The sequence below is a fragment of the Pseudomonas nunensis genome (assembly GCF_024296925.1).
Taxonomy (GTDB): Bacteria; Pseudomonadota; Gammaproteobacteria; order Pseudomonadales; family Pseudomonadaceae; genus Aquipseudomonas; species Aquipseudomonas nunensis.
On record NZ_CP101125.1, the window covers coordinates 1,089,423 to 1,106,449 of the forward strand.

The 17,027-nt window shown below is 62.2% G+C and carries 17 protein-coding genes and 1 pseudogene; 7 read left to right on the top strand and 11 right to left on the bottom strand.

Translation table 11 applies throughout. From position 1 onward, the window contains the following. The first annotated feature begins 117 nt into the window (after positions 1-117). The 5 genes from NK667_RS05000 to NK667_RS05020 all read left to right on the top strand — a co-directional run bounded on the left by NK667_RS05000 (position 118) and on the right by NK667_RS05020 (position 4,689). Positions 118-798, top strand: a complete 681-nt coding sequence (locus tag NK667_RS05000) for a response regulator (protein ID WP_054052145.1) — start codon at positions 118-120, stop codon at positions 796-798. Next, positions 795-2,120, top strand: coding sequence for an ATP-binding protein (locus NK667_RS05005; protein WP_054052147.1), 1,326 nt, complete (start codon positions 795-797; stop codon positions 2,118-2,120). Before NK667_RS05000 ends, NK667_RS05005 begins: the two co-directional genes overlap by 4 nt. Before the next feature lie 217 nt (positions 2,121-2,337). Continuing rightward, a complete protein-coding gene (locus NK667_RS05010; protein ID WP_054052148.1) occupies positions 2,338-2,823 on the top strand; it encodes a GNAT family N-acetyltransferase in 486 nt (161 codons plus the stop codon). Positions 2,824-2,966: 143 nt separating this feature from the next. After that, on the top strand, positions 2,967-4,379 hold the full coding sequence (locus NK667_RS05015; RefSeq protein WP_054614039.1) for an aspartate aminotransferase family protein: 1,413 nt from the start codon (positions 2,967-2,969) through the stop codon (positions 4,377-4,379). An 82-nt stretch (positions 4,380-4,461) separates the two neighbouring features. Continuing rightward, positions 4,462-4,689 carry an MbtH family protein gene (locus tag NK667_RS05020; RefSeq protein ID WP_007990131.1) on the top strand — a complete coding sequence of 76 codons (228 nt, stop codon included), beginning with the start codon at positions 4,462-4,464 and terminating at the stop codon, positions 4,687-4,689. A 174-nt stretch (positions 4,690-4,863) separates the two neighbouring features. On the opposite strand, the gene NK667_RS05025 is transcribed toward NK667_RS05020, so the two are convergent. From NK667_RS05025 to NK667_RS05060, 8 genes are all read right to left on the bottom strand, one after another. Then, positions 4,864-5,835: a metal ABC transporter substrate-binding protein gene (locus tag NK667_RS05025; RefSeq protein ID WP_054614040.1), complete on the bottom strand. Its 972-nt coding sequence runs from the start codon at positions 5,833-5,835 to the stop codon at positions 4,864-4,866. Then, positions 5,836-6,735 carry a metal ABC transporter permease gene (locus NK667_RS05030; RefSeq protein WP_054052155.1) on the bottom strand — a complete coding sequence of 300 codons (900 nt, stop codon included), beginning with the start codon at positions 6,733-6,735 and terminating at the stop codon, positions 5,836-5,838. Next, positions 6,735-7,493 carry a metal ABC transporter ATP-binding protein gene (locus NK667_RS05035; protein ID WP_161807661.1) on the bottom strand — a complete coding sequence of 253 codons (759 nt, stop codon included), beginning with the start codon at positions 7,491-7,493 and terminating at the stop codon, positions 6,735-6,737. The genes NK667_RS05030 and NK667_RS05035 overlap by 1 nt, the downstream gene beginning before the upstream one ends. A gap of 101 nt (positions 7,494-7,594) precedes the next feature. Beyond that, on the bottom strand, positions 7,595-8,521 hold the full coding sequence (locus NK667_RS05040) for a metal ABC transporter substrate-binding protein (RefSeq protein WP_054052159.1): 927 nt from the start codon (positions 8,519-8,521) through the stop codon (positions 7,595-7,597). 35 nt (positions 8,522-8,556) lie between these two features. Next, positions 8,557-9,129 (bottom strand): DUF6162 family protein, encoded by a 573-nt coding sequence (locus NK667_RS05045; protein WP_054614042.1) that lies wholly within the window; start codon positions 9,127-9,129, stop codon positions 8,557-8,559. Positions 9,130-9,131: 2 nt separating this feature from the next. Further along, on the bottom strand, positions 9,132-9,461 hold the full coding sequence (locus NK667_RS05050) for a hypothetical protein (RefSeq protein ID WP_054614043.1): 330 nt from the start codon (positions 9,459-9,461) through the stop codon (positions 9,132-9,134). Beyond that, on the bottom strand, positions 9,458-10,000 hold the full coding sequence (locus NK667_RS05055) for a hypothetical protein (RefSeq protein ID WP_054614044.1): 543 nt from the start codon (positions 9,998-10,000) through the stop codon (positions 9,458-9,460). Before NK667_RS05055 ends, NK667_RS05050 begins: the two co-directional genes overlap by 4 nt. Further along, entirely contained in the window at positions 9,997-11,199 is a 1,203-nt protein-coding gene (locus NK667_RS05060; RefSeq protein ID WP_054614045.1) for a PepSY-associated TM helix domain-containing protein, read from the bottom strand. The genes NK667_RS05055 and NK667_RS05060 overlap by 4 nt, the downstream gene beginning before the upstream one ends. Before the next feature lie 420 nt (positions 11,200-11,619). Between NK667_RS05060 and leuC the strand changes: the two genes are divergently transcribed. Then, positions 11,620-13,041, top strand: coding sequence for a 3-isopropylmalate dehydratase large subunit (gene leuC, locus NK667_RS05065; RefSeq protein ID WP_054614046.1), 1,422 nt, complete (start codon positions 11,620-11,622; stop codon positions 13,039-13,041). Continuing rightward, positions 13,038-13,649 carry a 3-isopropylmalate dehydratase small subunit gene (gene leuD / locus NK667_RS05070; RefSeq protein ID WP_054614047.1) on the top strand — a complete coding sequence of 204 codons (612 nt, stop codon included), beginning with the start codon at positions 13,038-13,040 and terminating at the stop codon, positions 13,647-13,649. The genes leuC and leuD overlap by 4 nt, the downstream gene beginning before the upstream one ends. A 125-nt stretch (positions 13,650-13,774) precedes the next feature. On the opposite strand, the gene NK667_RS05080 is transcribed toward leuD, so the two are convergent. The 3 genes and pseudogenes from NK667_RS05080 to NK667_RS05090 all read right to left on the bottom strand — a co-directional run bounded on the left by NK667_RS05080 (position 13,775) and on the right by NK667_RS05090 (position 17,015). Continuing rightward, on the bottom strand, positions 13,775-14,725 hold the full coding sequence (locus tag NK667_RS05080; protein WP_054052172.1) for a LysR substrate-binding domain-containing protein: 951 nt from the start codon (positions 14,723-14,725) through the stop codon (positions 13,775-13,777). Between the two features lie 20 nt (positions 14,726-14,745). Continuing rightward, positions 14,746-16,043, bottom strand: a pseudogene (gene dctA / locus NK667_RS05085) (C4-dicarboxylate transporter DctA). 96 nt (positions 16,044-16,139) lie between these two features. After that, positions 16,140-17,015 (bottom strand): alpha/beta fold hydrolase, encoded by an 876-nt coding sequence (locus NK667_RS05090; RefSeq protein ID WP_054614048.1) that lies wholly within the window; start codon positions 17,013-17,015, stop codon positions 16,140-16,142. Positions 17,016-17,027: the final 12 nt, after the last annotated feature.

Genomic DNA, 17,027 nt, shown 5'->3' on the forward strand with positions numbered 1-17,027 from the left:
TGGTGGGCGGCGATTAACCGATGATTAACCGCCATGGCCTTGTGGCGCCGGTGATCGGGGCATAATGTCCGCTTAATCGGCCAACGGCCTAATCAGCTTTTTTCTACGGGGCTTTCCATGCACGTACTGGTTTGCGAAGACGACGAGTTGATCGCCAGCGGCATCGTCGCCGGCCTCACCGCCCAAGGCCTGACCGTGGAGCATGTGGCCACGGCTTCCGCTGCGCGGGCGATGCTCAAGGTCGCCGAGTTCGACGTCATGGTGCTCGACCTCGGCTTGCCGGACGAGGACGGACTCAAGCTGTTGCAGCAGTTGCGGCATAACGGTCTGGAGACGCCAGTGCTGATCCTCACTGCGCGGGATTCGGTCACCGATCGGGTCGATGGCCTGCAGGCCGGTGCCGACGATTACCTGCTCAAACCTTTCGACCTGCGAGAACTCGCCGCGCGCCTGCACACGTTGCTGCGCCGGGTGGCGGGGCGTAGCGTCAACCTGATCGAGCACGGCGCCCTGACGTACGACCCGAGCAGCCGCGAAACCATGCTCGCCGGCCAACCGGTGGACCTGTCGCGTCGCGAGCAATCGCTGTTGCAGGCCTTGTTGCACAACCGTGGTCGGGTGTTGTCCACCGAGCAATTGAAGGACAGCGTCTACGGTTTCAACGATGAACTGGAAAGCAACGCGCTCAACGTTCATATCCATCACCTGCGGCGTAAACTCGGCAATGGCATCGTCGAAACGGTGCGTGGCCTGGGCTATCGCCTCGGGCCGGCGGACGGTGGAGATCAATCGAAGTGATGAGCCTGCGTTTGCGCCTGAGCCTGACCCTCGGCGCCGCGTTTGCGCTGATCTGGGCCCTGGCGGCAGCCTGGATGCTCAGCGACCTGCGTAACCAGATGATGTTTTCCCTCGACCAGCGCCTGGTCGCCTCGGCGCGCATGGTCGCCGGCCTGATGGAGCAATTGCCGGCGCTGCCGACCAAGGGCGAGGGCACGCATTTCAGCGCCGAGCAATTGAACGTCCCCGGCGGCATGGCTTGCCAGGTCAGTTCATTGCGTGGAGAAATCCTCGCGCGCAGTCACACCGACCCGCAACAAACCCTAGAAGCCGAGAAAATGGGCTTCCATGACCAGATGATCGATGGCGCGCCGTGGCGCAGTTTTACCCTGGCGCGCGGCGATCTGCGGATCACCACGGCGGACCGGCAGATCGAGCGCGAAGCCCTGAACATGTCGATCCTGCTGGCCGCTTCGGTGCCGGTGGGTGTGGCGTTGCTCGGGTGTCTGTGCCTGCTCTGGCTGGGGATCGGCCAGGGCCTGGCGCCGCTCAATCGCATGCGCGATGCCTTGATGCGCCGCAGTGCAGATTCTCTCGAACCGTTGCAGATCCAGCCGCTGCCCAGCGAGTTGCAACCGTTGCTCGACACGCAGAATCAGCTGTTCCAGCGCATCGGCCGGACCATCGAGCGCGAACGCCGCCTGACCGGCGACGCCGCACACGAGTTGCGCAGCCCGCTGACCGCGATCAAGACCCACCTGCAAGTGGCGCGCATGACCGATGGCGCGGCGCGGGATCAATCCCTGGCCCGGGCCGAAGAGGGCGCTGATCGCTTGCATCGCACCCTTGAACAGTTGTTATTGCTGGCACGGGTCGAGGGCAGTTTGTCGTTCGATGACGGCGTGCAATGCAGCGCCGAGCAAGTGGCAAAACTGGCGATTCAGGACGCCGCCAGTGGTGATCGCCAGCGCATCAAGTTTCAACCGCCGACCAAGTGTTCGGCTGCTCCGGTGCAAATGCCTGCGGTGCTGTCGATTGCCGCGCTGCGCAACCTGCTGGATAACGCTCTGCGCCATACCCCCAGCGACGGGGCCGTGGAGTTGAGCCTGGAAACCACCGGCAACCGCGTGCGCTTCGTGGTCCGCGACCATGGTCCGGGGATTGCCGCAGATGACCTGCAACACCTGACCCAACGTTTCTGGCGCAACGGCCAGAGCACCGGTTGCGGCTTGGGGCTGGCGATTGTCCAGGCGATTGTTCAGCGTTGTGCGTGCACGTTGCACTTCGACAGCCGCCCGGACGGGTTGCGGGTCGAACTGACCATGCCCCTGCAAACGGTCTGACAAACACCACAAAACCCCTGTGGGAGCGGGCTTGCTCGCGAAGAGGGCGTGTCAGTCGACATCAATGTTGACTGACCCACCGCTTTCGCGAGCAAGCCCGCTCCCACAAGGGGATCTGTGTTGCACATCAAATGTAACCTCTCTCCATTGGCATTCCGGCCCAAACCGGCGCTATCTTCCCGGCAGCTTTGACTCAATGGATTGAGGTATCAGCGCCATGGATGCACCCCTGCTCATCTGCAAGGCAACCCCTGCCGACGTCGGCATTATCAGCCGGATCGTCGAACGTTCGATCCGGGTTGGTTGCGCCCTCGACCACCGCAACGACGCGAAAATCGTTGCCGCCTGGACCCACAACAAGACCGCCGACCACATTCACGCCTGGCTGACCGACCAACGGCTTTACCTGAATATCGCGTTGCTCCACGACAAGCCGATCGGCGTCGCCATGGCCGCGAGCAGTGGCAAGATCGCCTTCTGCTACGTGCAACCGGAATGGTTTCGCCGTGGCGCCGGGCAGGCCTTGATCCGTGACCTGGAAGCCTGGTTGCGTGCCCGGGACTTGCCCCAGGCCCGACTCAACAGCACCCGCACCAGCGAAGCCTTTTATCGGCATCTGGGTTATCGCGCCTGCGCGGAAACCTTCAGCGTGGCGGGGCTGTATGCCATTCCGATGCACAAGATGCTGGCGCCACCTTCATAGAAAGCTGAGCGCGGGTCTAAATCCTCACGCCCCTGATGCGTTTCCAGAACAGGAAAACCTGCAAGTGCGCCCCGTGACCGGAACGCGCACCTGCCCGGTGTGCAGTTTTGGTCACTATCAACAGCGTATTGAGGGGTCGAGAGATGTCAGTCGCTACCAGCCTTATCGAAGATCAGCCGGCCCGGGTTGCCCCGACGCCTGCCGAGACGCTTTACCAGTTCAACGAATCGCCGTTGCTGGCCCGTCAGAGCCAGCAGGAATCGAATGCCCGCAGCTACCCGCGGCGCATTCCCTTGGCGCTCAAGCGCGCCAAGGGCATTTATGTCGAAGACGTCGAGGGCCGCCGTTTCATCGATTGCCTGGCCGGTGCCGGGACCCTGGCCCTGGGGCACAACCATGCGGTGGTGATCGAAGCGATCCAGCAAGTGCTGACCGATGAACTGCCGCTGCACACCCTCGACCTGACGACGCCGGTCAAGGATCAGTTCGTCCAGGACTTGTTCGGTCTGCTGCCGCCGGCATTGGCGGCGGAAGCCAAGATTCAATTCTGCGGCCCCACCGGCACCGACGCCGTGGAAGCCGCGCTTAAATTGGTGCGTACCGCCACCGGGCGCAGCACTGTGCTGTCGTTCCAGGGCGGTTATCACGGCATGAGCCAGGGCGCGTTGAGCCTGATGGGCAGCCTGGGGCCGAAAAAGCCCTTGGGCGCACTGCTCAGCAGCGGCGTGCAGTTCATGCCTTATCCCTACGATTACCGCTGCCCGTTCGGCCTCGGTGGCGCGCAAGGCGTGCAGGTCAACCTCAACTACCTGGAAAACCTGCTCAATGACCCGGAGGCCGGCGTGCAATTGCCGGCGGCGGTAATCGTCGAAGTGGTGCAGGGCGAGGGCGGGGTGATTCCGGCGGACCTCGACTGGCTACGCGGCTTGCGGCGCATCACCGAGCAGGCCGGCGTGGCGCTGATCGTCGATGAAATCCAGAGCGGTTTTGCCCGCACCGGCAAGATGTTTGCCTTCGAACACGCCGGGATCATTCCGGACGTGGTGGTGCTGTCCAAGGCTATCGGTGGCAGTCTGCCGCTGGCGGTGGTGGTTTATCGCGACTGGCTCGACACCTGGCTGCCGGGCGCCCACGCCGGGACCTTCCGTGGTAATCAGATGGCCATGGCCGCCGGCTCGGCGGTGATGCGTTACCTGAAAGACAACAATGTCTGCGAACACGCCGCTGCCATGGGCGAACGCCTGAGCGAACATCTGCGCATCCTGCAGCGGGACTTCCCGCAACTGGGGGACATTCGTGGTCGTGGCCTGATGCTTGGCGTCGAACTGGTCGATCCGACGGGCACGCCGGACGTGCAAGGTCATCCCCCGGCATTCGGTCGCCTGGCGCCGCTGGTGCAACGCGAATGCCTCAAGCGCGGCTTGATCCTCGAACTGGGCGGTCGACATGGCGCGGTGGTGCGCTTCCTGCCGCCGCTGGTGATCACCGCCGCTGAAATCGACCGGGTCGCGGAGATTTTCGGCCGTGCGTTGGCGGCAGCTATCGCCAGCCTCTAAATTTTCCGGCGCCTCGAACGTTCCTTCTACATACCGGCTGCACGCGCCGTGCAGCCCACCCCTACAACGATGGAGAGATAGCATGACGTCAGTATTCGACCGCGAGGACATCCTCTTTCAGGTCGTGGTCAACCACGAAGAGCAATACTCGATCTGGCCTGACTACAAAGCCGTGCCACAAGGCTGGCGCACCGTGGGCAAGAGCGGCCTGAAGAAAGAATGCCTGGCCTATATCGAAGAAACCTGGACCGACATGCGTCCGCTGAGCTTGCGTCAGAAGATGGAAGAGCAGGCGGCAGTGGCTCACTGAAGTCATCGCCCATAAAAAAACCGCTGAACCGATAACGGTCAGCGGTTTTTTTTTGCCTGGGATTTGTGTTGTCTGTCAGGCCGTCTTCGCGAGCAAGCCCGCTCCCACAGGGGAACGCATTCCAATGTGGGAGCGGGCTTGCTCGCGAAGAACGATAACGCGGACTAACTGACGTTATGCCCCACTCAACCCCTTGATCAGCAAATCCACATTCCCCTCCAGCTCGGCCACCGGGTCCGCACCGTCGGTGTTCAACACCACCAAGCGGCTGCCGGCCTCGCTGATCACTGCTTTCAACGCCTCGGACGGCTGGCGATGGTGCAACACCACCGCCACGTCATTGTCCTTGAGCGTCGCGCCCAATTGCTTGAGCGCTTCAGGTGTCCACTCGGCATCCGGCCGAGAATCGAGGCCGACCAGTTCCAGGTTGAGCCCGCCGACCAGGTAGCCGAAGTGATCACTCAGGCTCAGCACCGTCAGGTTATCAACGCTGGCCAGCCGCGCTTCGCTGTCGGCGCTGAGCTTGAGCAAACGCTGCTTGAGCGCCGCCAGGTTGGCTTCGATTTTCGGCTTGGCTTCGGGGGCCAGGCGCACCAGGTCGGCGGCCATCACGTCGGCCATGCGCCCCATGTTGTTGCTGGAAAACCATGGCTGACTGTTCAAACCATCGACCTTGTTGCCCGGCTGCACAGCGATGCCGGCCAGGGCGCCGTCCACCGGGCGGGCGGCGTCGATTTCGATGATGCGGATATTGCTGCGACGCGCGTTCGGGTACAGCGGATCGTCCGGCCACAACGAGCGGATGCCAATTACCGCATCAGCGTCGGTCGCCAGTTTGCTCAGTTCCGCCGCGCCACGCCCGGTGAAGTAAGCGGTCTGTCGCGTACCGGGCAGGTTGGCCGGTGCCGCGCGCTCGATGGCGACATCGGTGCCTTCCAGCAACACGCTGCCCAGTCCATAGGTCACCGGCAGTGACGCCAGTACCAGCATTTTATGCGCTGACGACGAGGCGAACAGGGCGGTATTACCGACCCCGTGATTGGCCACCAGGCGCATCGGTTCGAAGTTGTCGCCGGCCAGCGCATTGAAAGAAGCTGTCCCGCACAGGGCCACGGCCAGGCTCAATTGACGCAAAGTAAAAGACATTTATCCGAGATTCCCTTTCAGACTTGGAACGACACCGCGCGCGATGGCGGAGAGGGCGAAGGCGATACCGGCCACCAGAATGATCGCGGCACCGGACGGGATCGGCAGGTCGAAAACAATCGGCGCCAGAATCCCGCACAGGGTGCTGACCGTCGCAATCGCCACCGAGCACCAGAAAAACCCCTTCAGCGACTGGCTGAGTAACCGCGCGGCCGCCGCCGGAATCACCAGCAAGGCACCCACCAGGATCGCGCCGATGACTTTCACCGCCGCGACGGTGATCAGGGTCACCAGAATCACGAACAGATAATCCAGAGTCTTCACCGCCACCCCGCGCACCGCCGCCAGTTGCGGGTTGAAACTGGCGAGCATGATGCGGTTGTACAGCGGCAGGGCGAGGGCCATCACCAACGAACCGACGATGGCCAACACCAGCAAGTCATTGCCGTTGACCGTCAGCACCGAACCGAACAGCACGTTTTCCAGAATGTGCACGTTGATCTTGCCCGCCAGAATCAACAGCAGGCTCGCCCCCAGTGCCAGCGACACGGAGAGGAACACCCCGATCAGCGTGTCCGGCGCCAGGCCGGTGCGGTTGCGCAGGTAGTTGAGCAAGATGCCGAACAGCAAACAGTAACCAAACAGGCTGCCATATGGACCGGTATAAGGTTCGCCGAGCAGGATGCCGATGGCCACACCGGTCAGCGCCGCGTGACCTACCGCTTCGGAGAAAAACGCGAAACGCTTGACCACCACCAGCGTGCCCAGACCACCGAGCACCGGGCCGATCAGCAATCCGGCGAGCAGCGCATTCACCACAAATCCATAGGCCAGCGCTTCCGGCAAATAACCTGAAGAGGCCCAGCCCTGGACCATTAAACGAAAGGCTTCGTAACTCATCAGACAGCGCTCCGTGGATGGGTCGAGAACAGGGTCAGCAGACGTTCCGGGGTTAGCGCCTGTTGCGGCGTGGCGTCGAACAGCACCCGGCGATTGAGCCCGGTAACCCGGTCCGCCAGACGCCCGACCGCTTCCAGGTCATGCTCGATCCACAGCACGGTGATGCCGCTCTGGCGCCAGTCCTCGAGCAGCCGTTCGAACACCTGGATGCCGGCTTCATCAAGGGCCGACATCGGTTCGTCGAGCACCAGCAGTTGCGGCGCCGGAATCAGCCCTTGGGCCAGCAACACCCGTTGGCGTTCACCACCGGACAACGCACCCATGCGGCGCTTGCGTTTGTCCTGCATGCCAACCCGTTCCAGCGCTTCACCAATCGCGACGGCGTAATGCTTGCTCAAGCCGAGAAACGCCGGGCGCCGCTGACACATGGCGGCCATGAAATCGTCGACGGTCATTGGCAGGCCACGATCAAACTCCAGCGCTTGCGGCACGTAGCCGATGGTGCCGGGCTCGCCGGGCCATTGCAGGCTCAGGCGACCCTGGTGCGGCATCTGCCCGAGCAGAGTCTTGATCAGCGAACTCTTGCCGCCACCGTTCGGGCCGACCAGGGCATGCACGGTGCCAGGCTGAACGGTAAAGGTGACCTTATCGAGGATCGTCGTGCGACCCAGCGTCAGGCTGACCTCCGCAAAATCCAGAGTCGGACCGGAAACCTGTGGGAGCGGGCTTGCTCGCGAAGGCGTCGTGTCAGTCGACATCAATGTTGACTGATCCACCGCATTCGCGAGCAAGTCGAATCGTCGCACCGCCGCTCCCACAGGGGATTCGGGGGTATTCGAGTGAATGCTTTCTTTCGCCGTCATGACCCCGACTCCTGAATCGCCCGCACCACAGTGTTGAGGTTGCCGGTCATTTCCTTTTCATACTTGTCGGCGGTGTATTCGCCGTACGAGATGTGAGACAGCGGATACAGCTTCACGCCGGATTCACGCTGGATGGTGTCGACGTAGGTGGACGGGAAATCCATCTCCGAGAAGATCACTTTCACGTCGAGTTCGCGCAGTTGATCGATGGTTTTCTTCAACTGGCTCGGGCTCGGTTCGATGCCGTGGGCCGGTTCGACCACCGCCGTTACTTCCAGGCCAAACTCGCGCAGCAGATAGTCGTAGGCCGCGTGGACCGTGGCCACCCGCAGTTCGGCGTTCGGCGCCTGGGTCAGTTTGGCCAGGGCATCGGCGCGCATCTGCCGCAGGCGTTTGCCGTAGGCGCGGGCGTTCTGGGTGTAGGTCTTGGCGTTGTCCGGGTCGAGCTTGCCGAGTTCCCGGGCGATGTTGTTGACCTGGGCAATCGAGGCGCTGATCGACAGGAAGGTGTGCGGGTTGACCACTTTGCCGGCACCGCGCGCGGCGGTGCCAGTAGCAGCGAGCAGTGGCACGTTTTCGTTGGCTTCGATCACCGGGATGTTCGGGGTTTCGCTGGCGGCAATCATGCGGTCGGCGAAGTCGTCATGCCCGACGCCATTGAGCACGATCACGTCCAGCCCGCTGATGCGCTTGATGTCCTCAGCGCGCGGCTCATAGGCGTGGGGGTTGAAACCGGCCGGGATCAGCGGCACCACTTCGGCCTTGTCGCCGACGATGTTGGCCACGTAGCTGTAATAAGGGTGCAGGGTGATGCCGATACGCAGGCGCTTGGCCTGATCGGCGCTGGCCAACGGTGCCAGCAGCAAGGCGCACAGGCCGACCAGCAGCAGGCGCAAAAACGAGCGTTGAGATGAAATAGGCATGGGAAAGCGGTCTTCTCTCGGGTGAAGGCGAGGGGTCAGTGCCGATGCTGGCGGGTCACGCCGGCATCGAATTGCGCGACAATCTGTTGCCAGCCAGCGCTTTCCAGCGCGGCGTCAGTCAGGTCAGTCGGCGTAGCGAGGGTTTTGCCGCGATTGAGCCAGACGTCCGGTGCATCGTCGTCAGCGGTCAAACGCATCAGGAACGAACCGGCCACGCTCGGCGCCTGGCTCTGGCCTAAATAGGCCTTGGCGCTGAGCAACTGCCACGCATGGCCACCGCGACTGACGGAACTGGCGTCCTGTGCAAACGGCGCGAAGCCTTCCTCGGCCAGCGCTTCAGGCGTCGGCAGCGTGGTTTGCTCCTGGCGCAGCAAGTGAATCTCGTCCAGGGTCACCCGCAGATCGGCATAGATGCCTTGCTCGGAAGCGCTCAGGTCGCGGCGCGCATCCAGTTGATGGCTGCTGACAGTGCTCACGTCCTGGGATTCGTGGCGCCAGGCGACCACCGAGCCGGCCACCGCAAGGATCATCAGGCACAACAGCAGTACATACAGGGTTTCATGACCGGCACCCGCCGGGCGCACGACTTGGGTAGTAGGTGTACTCATGTTCAGGGCGCCTCAATGTCGGCTTGGTCGATCTCGACTACGTGGCCGGGACCGGCGTCGAACAGCACATAGAACTCGGCGGCGGGTTTCTTGAACACCAGCGTCGAATCGGCGCCTAGCTTGCCCGGCACGAGGATGGTTTCGTCGTAGCCGATCACGTCCAGGGTCACTCCCGGTGCGCCGCTGCCATCGGAGAAACCGCCGGTGCATTTGATTTGCTCGGCGTCGACGGCCTTGCATTCGCACATCGGGTTATGGGCCAGGGCGCTCGCACTGAAGCCGGCGCCGAGCACCAGCAGCGCGACGCGCAGCGGGCGGAAAAGGATGATCATGGTTTGCCTCCTTGTTTGTTCAGCCAGGCGATGGTGGCCGGGGATGCCTGGCTCAGGGGGATCGAGGCCTGATGCATGCTGCCGTCCCAGCCTTCCATGGTGATCCACAGTTCGGCGTCGGCCGGGGTCTTGACCGGCACCGGCAACGAGGCGCCCATGCGGTACGGCGTGCCGAAGAAAATCACCCCGGCGGCGCGCAGGCTGCGCGGTTTACCGATGCGCAGGTAGGTGGCCTTGACCTGTTCGACACAGGCGTTGCACAGGGCGGCGTTGAAGTTTTTCAGGTGACTGGCGGGGCCGTCCGGGCGCGGTGCTTCGTCGCGAAGTTCGGCCAGACGCATACTCCAAGGGCCGACCTGAATCTCGCCGATTTCGCGTTCGCCCAGGCCGCTGTCACCGCGAAGCAGCGAGGCTTCGCTGAAGTATTTGGGCATGAAACCCAAGGGGATCAGCAGCAACAGGATGTTCAAGTGGAAACGCCATCTGCGCCAGAACACACTCAGGCGCGGCGGTTGTGGGGCGGCGGTGACTTTGCTCACAGGCTGGCCTCCGAGGTTTCGCGGCTAATGCTTGATTGCGCCGTGGCGGTGCGCTGTTTCTTTTCGCTGCGCTTGAGCGCGTTGGCGGTGGCCAGGGCGGTGCGCTTGGTCCAGATCAGCAGGCCGCTCAGCACCATCATGCTCAGCACCAGGCCGAAGAAGAACCAGATCAACTTGATCCACAGCCCTCCGAAATCCCCGGTGTGCAGCGGTCGCATGGACTCTGTGACGAACTCCAGGGCGGTGCGGTCCGAGAGCAACCGCGAGGCGGCGATTTCACCGTTGTACGGGTTGATCGTCGCGGTCTGGAACATCAACGGATACCAACCGCGACCACCGATGTCGAGGTGGCTGTAGCCATTGCCCGGCAGGCTGACAAAACTGGCTTCGAGCCCGGGAATTTTCTGCATGGCGATCTCAATCGCGCGATCCAGATCGATGCGCGGTGGCGGCGAGCCGTCAGCGGAGAGCGGCACCGCTTCGCGGGACATGGCGGGAATGACCGGCTCGCTGGAGATGGAGATCTGGTTGTCGTACAGCAGGGCTTCAATCAAGAACCACAGGCCGGTGATGGAAATCACGGCGATGAACCAGATCGACCAGATGCCGCTGAGGCGGTGAAAGTCGCCCCAGAAAATCCGCGCCCCGTGACGAAAGCGCAGGGTTGGCTTGAAGAAGCCTTTCCAGAATTTCTTGTAGACCACCAGACCAGTGATCAAAGAAACCAGCAGCGGCAAGCCGAGGAACGACACCAGGTACCAGCCCCAGCTGTAGCCATTGGTGAACGGCACCAGCCACCAGCCATGCAAGGCGCGGGTGAATTGTTTGAAGTTGAACGTGGGCGCAACGCCCTGGATCACCCCGGTGTACGGGTTGACGTAGACCGTCGTCGAGCGCCCGTCGGGATAGCTGACGCTCACGTCGAGGGCGAAGTGCGATTCGTCGGGGCGCTTGATCGATTGCACCAGGGTCAGGGGTTCGGCTTGCTTGAGGGCCGCGAGGACCTGGTCATAACTGAGTCGCGGCGCATCGTCCGACGGTGGGCTGGCGCGCATTTGCGGGTTGGCCAGCCAGACGATTTCCTGGCTGACAACGGCCAGGGTCCCGGTGACGCAGACGATCAACACGAAAAACCAGATCGGCAACGCCAGCCAGCTATGGACGAGAAACCAGAGTTTGGAGCGGGATTTCTTCGACATGATTAAAGGTCTTGTTTCGATGAAGGGACCTCTACTGCGGGCTTCGCAGCGTGAGGGTCCTCGAAAAGCCCGGCCGTGGCTTTTGCCTACGCGGCCTGACTGCATCTAAATAAGACGGATGAGCAATGAAAATCCCGAAGGCTTATATGAAAGTAAATGTTTCGCGTTCACTAATTACCCTGATCCCTTGTGGGAGCGGGCTTGCTCGCGAAGGCGTCGTGTCAGTCAGCATCACTTTGCCTGACCCACCGCTTTCGCGAGCAAGCCCGCTCCCACAGGGGGATATGTGTTCACTCGGGAGCGCGATTCAACACGAACCATGGTTCACGGGATCACTCTCCAGCCATTGATGGCCAACCCCCGCTCCCTATGATGGAACCCAGACGCCTGCCGCGTACCGTCCTTTGAGCGAGTACTTCCATGACCCCAGCAAGAACCCTCTACGACAAACACATCGATGCCCACACGGTGTGTCGCCTCGATGACCAGGGCCACGTCCTGTTGTACATCGATCGCCAGGTCATTAACGAATACACCAGCCCGCAAGCCTTTAGCGGTTTGCGCGAGGCCAAACGCGAGGTCTGGCGCCCGGAAACCGCGTTGGCCGTGGTCGATCACGTCAACCCCACCGCCCCTGTGCGCATCGCCGCGATGCCGGATGCCGGCGGGGCGCGGCAGGTGTCGTACCTGGCTGAAAACTGCCGGGACTTCGGCATCGAGTTGCTGGACATCCTCGACAAGCGCCAGGGCATCGAACACGTGATCGCCCCGGAGCAGGGTTTCATTCTGCCGGGCATGGTGATCGCGGCCGGTGACAGCCACACCACCACCTATGGTGCCCTCGGCGCTTTCGGTTTCGGCATCGGCACCTCGGAAATCGAGCACCTGCTGGCCTCCCAGACCCTGGTCTACAAACGCCTGAAAAGCATGCGCGTGACCGTGGACGGCGAACTGGCCAGCGGGCTGACCTCCAAGGACGTGATCATGGCGTTGATCGGCCAGATCGGCGCATCCGGCGCCACCGGTTACGCCATCGAATTTCGCGGCTCGACCATCGATGCCCTGAGTGTCGAGGCGCGCATGACCATCTGCAACATGGCAGTGGAGGCGGGGGCTCGCGGCGCATTCATGGCGCCGGACGAGAAAGTCTTCGCCTACCTCAAGGACAAACCCCGCGCACCGAAAGGCGAGTTGTGGGACCGCGCCGTCGAGCAGTGGCGCAACTTGCACAGCGATGCGGATGCGCAATTCGACCGCGAGGTTTATCTGGACGCCAGCGCTCTGGAACCGATGGTCACTTGGGGCACCAGCCCCGATCAAGCCTCGCCCATCGGCGCGCGAGTTCCTGATCCGCAAGACGTCAGCGACCTGATCCTGCGCCAAGACATGCGCCGCGCCCTGAACTACATGGGCCTGGAGGCCGGCATGCCGCTGAGTGACATCGTCATCAGCCACGCCTTTATCGGTTCCTGCACCAACGCGCGCATTGAAGACTTGCGCGATGCCGCCAGCGTGGTGCGCGGCAAACACGTTGCCGAACATGTGCGGGCGATGATCGTGCCCGGTTCCACCGAAGTGCGCGATCAGGCTGAAGCCGAAGGCCTGGCGGCGATCTTTATCGACGCCGGGTTCGAATGGCGCCAGTCCGGCTGCTCGATGTGCCTGGCGATGAACGACGACGTGCTCGCGCCGGGTGACCGCTGCGCCTCCAGCACCAACCGCAATTTTGAAGGCCGCCAGGGCGCCGGAGCGCGCACGCATTTGATGAGCCCGGCGATGGTCGCCGCCGCCGCGATCACCGGGCGCCTGACCGATATTCGCCACTTTGGAGAACGCGCATGAGCCAGCAACCCTTCACCCAGGTCAGCGGCAAAGCCGCGCCGATGCTCGCGGCCAATATCGATACTGACGTGATCATGCCCAAGCAGTTCCTCAAGGGCATCGACCGCGCCGGGCTGGATCGTGGGTTGTTTTTTGATTTGCGGTTCTTGGCAGATGGTTCGCCTAATCCTGAATTCGTGCTCAATCAACCGGCCTGGCAAGGCGCGAGTTTCATGGTGGTCGGGCCGAATTTCGGCTGCGGATCGAGCCGGGAGCATGCGGTGTGGGGATTGAAGCAGATGGGGGTTCGGGCGTTGATCGGCTCAAGCTTTGCCGGGATTTTCTATGACAATTGCCAACGCAATGGGGTGTTGTTGATTACGCTCGATGAGCCGGTGTTGCAGCGGCTGGGTCGGGTCGTCAGTCAACCCGACAGCGCACAGATCAGCGTCGACCTTGAGGCCCAAGAGATTCGTGTTCAAGGGGAAGTCATCCCGTTCGAGATCGACACCTTGCGCAAGACAGCGTTGCTGCTGGGGCTTGATGCTATTGGCAGCACGTTGCAGCGTGCCGAGCAGATCAAGGCCTTTGAGCGTGAGCATCTGGCGGCCAATCCCTGGTTGTCCTGAACACAAATCCCCATGTGGGAGCGGGCTTGCTCGCGAAGGCGTCGTGTCAGTCACCATCAACCTTGACTGACACACCGCTTTCGCGAGCAAGCCCGCTCCCACAATTTTGAACTGTGTTGACCGGGCTAAACCGACAACCCTTTGAAATGCTCCTGCAAAAACTCCACACACGCCCGCAACTTCCCGGAATACGCCAGCCGCGTCGGATACACCGCCCACACATTCGCACTCTGGGTGTAATCCCCCAGCACCTGCACCAACCGTCCTTGCTCCAGCAACGGCTTCACATCCCACAATGAACGCAGCAACACCCCGCGCCCATCGAGTGCCCACTGCAAGACAATCTCGCCGTTATTCGACGACAACGGTCCGCTGACCCGCACGCTCTCCTGAACCCCGTCACGCTCCAGATTCCAGATGCCGAACGCGTTGTCGCGCTCTTTGATCACCAGGCAATGATGCTGCTCCAGATCATTGAGCGTTTGCGGCGTGCCGTGGCGTTGCAGATACGCCGGCGCTGCGCACAGCACCCGCCGATTGCTCACCAGGCGCCGCCCGATATGCTGCCCGGGAATGTCATCGCCGACGCGGATTTCCAGATCGAAACCTTCGCTGACGATGTCCACCACCCGATCAAACAGGTCCAGGCGAATCTCCAGCTCGGGATAACGCTCGGCCAGCAGCGAAACCGCAGGCGCCACATGGTTACGGCCGAAACCAAAACTGCTGCACAAGTGCAAACGCCCGCGAGGGCTGTCGTGGGCGTCGGAGAGTTCGTCGTGCAGTTGCTGGAAGTCATCAAGGATGCGCAAGGCCCAACGCTGCACCCGCTCGCCGTCTTCGGTCAGGGCGATGCGGCGGCTGGTGCGATGCAGCAGGCGGGTGCCAAGGGTGGTTTCGAGAATCTGGATACGTTTGCTGACATAAGCGGGGGACAGGCCCAACTCATCGGCGGCTGCAGCGAAACCGCTTTTGCGGATGACGGTGAGCAATACACGCAAGTCTTCGGGTAGAGGCACGGTGTCTTTCTTGGTGGTCATGGCAGAACGAGCACTGGCGGCATGAGCCGCCAGCATAGCATCGGTGTGTGGGCTTTCTATTCAGCGGAAAGCTTGGCGGCGGCCCGGGCATGTCGGCCACGCTTGAGGGCGATCGGCGCCATTTTGCTGCGGTCCAGTTCACCTTCCCATGCTGCCACCACCAGGGCGGCCACCGCGTTGCCGATGATGTGGTCAGGGATCGGCACTCGGCCATGAATCGGTCAACGCCGAGGATCAACACCATCGCCGCCACGGGCACGGTCGGCACTACCGCCAGACTTGCCGCCAGTGCGACAAAACCGGCACCGACCACCGCACCCGCACCTTTGGATGTGAGCATCGCCACCGCCAGCAAGGTCAATTGCTGCTCCAGCGTCAGGTCGATATTGGTCGCCTGAGCGAGGAACAACACCGCCAGGGTCATATAGATGTTGGTGCCGTCCAGATTGAAGGTGTAGCCGGTCGGCACCACGATGCCGACCACGCCCTTCGACGCGCCGAGGCTTTCCAGTTTCTGGATCAGCTGCGGCAGCGCCGATTCGGAAGAACTGGTGCCGAGCACGATCAACAGTTCAGCCTTGATGTACGCCAGCAACTTGAAAATGCTGAACCCGGCATACCGGGCGATGCTGCCCAGCACACAGGCTACGAAAATAAACGCGGTCAGGTAGAAAGTGCCGATCAGTTTCAGCAGCGGCAGCAACGAGCCGAGGCCGTACTTGCCGATGGTGAACGCAATCGCGCCAAACGCACCGATTGGCGCCACGCGGCTGATGATGCCGACGATGCGGAAAAACACCTCGCTGGCCTGATTGATGATGCCCACCAGCGGCCGGCCCTTTTCCCCGACCATCACCAGCGCAATCCCGAACAGCACTGAAACGAACAGCACCGGCAGAATTTCCCCCTGGGAAAACGCCTCGAAAAATGTGGTCGGAATCACATGCAACAGAAACCCGGTCACGCCTTCGCCGTGTTGTGCCTGGCCGACGAAACCGGCGATGGCCGTTGAATCCAGCGTCTTCACGTCGATGTTGAAACCCGCGCCCGGATGCAACGTATGCGCCGCGAGCAACCCGATCAACAGCGCAATGCTCGACACCACTTCGAAATACAGCAAGGCCTTGCCACCGACCCGGCCCACCTGTTTCACGTCGTGCATGCTGGTGATCCCGGAGACCACGGTGCAGAAGATGATCGGGCCGATGATCATCTTGATCAGCTTGATAAAACCGTCGCCCAACGGCTTGAGATCGATGCCGACCTGCGGCCAGTAATGCCCGATCGCAATGCCCAGGGCGATGGCGATAAGCACCTGCACATAGAGGGTTCCCAGCAGTTTTCTGATTGTCATTTTTATTATCTCGAGACGGTTTTGGGCATGACGATCCCGCGCGGGCCAGTGACGGCTCGCGACGGGAGGTGGATTCAGGTCAGGCTGTTACGGGAGTCAGCGCAGGAAACCGAGTACTTCGGCGAGCAACAGCTCGGGGGCTTCTTCGGCGATGTAATGGCCGGCGGGCAGCGCTTTGCCACGCACGTCGGTGGCCACCCGTTGCCATTCCTTGAGTGGCTCGAAGCACCGGCCGACGGTGCCTTCGGCGCCCCACAACACCAGCAGTGGCAGATTCAAGTCGCGGCCAGCGTCGATATCCGCGCGGTCGTGTTCCAGATCGATGCTGGCGCTGGCGCGGTAATCCTCGCAGATCCCGCGTGCGGTGCCGGGCAGTTTCAGGCAGCGCAGGTATTCGCCGAACGCTTCGGGAGTGAACGGTTTGAGGCCGGCGCTACGGCTGCCCATCACGCTGCGAAGGTAGGATTCGGGATCGGCTTCGATCAGGGTTTCCGGCAACGGCGCGGGGCGGATCAGGAAGAACCAGTGCCAATAGGCGCGGGCGAATGCTTCATTGGTTTGCGCGTACATCGACAGGGTCGGGGCGATGTCCAGCAGCACCATGCGTTGCACGGCATCGGGATGATCCAGCGCCAGGCGATGCGCGACCCGGGCGCCACGGTCGTGGGCCAGCACCGAGAACCGTTCGAAGCCCAGGGACTGCATCAGCTCGACACCGTCCTTGGCCATTTCGCGTTTGGAATAATTGGTGTGGTGATCGTTGGCCGGCGGTTTGCCGCTGTCGCCATAGCCGCGCAGGTCGGCGGCGACCACGGTGAAATGCTCGGCCAGTTGCTCGGCGATCTTGTGCCAGATGACGTGGGTCTGCGGATGACCGTGCAACAACAGCAGGCCCGGCCCGCTGCCACCGATGCGGTAGGCAATGTCCACACCGTTTACGTGGCGCTGGTCTTTCAGGAATCCGGCGAACATGGGGAATGACTC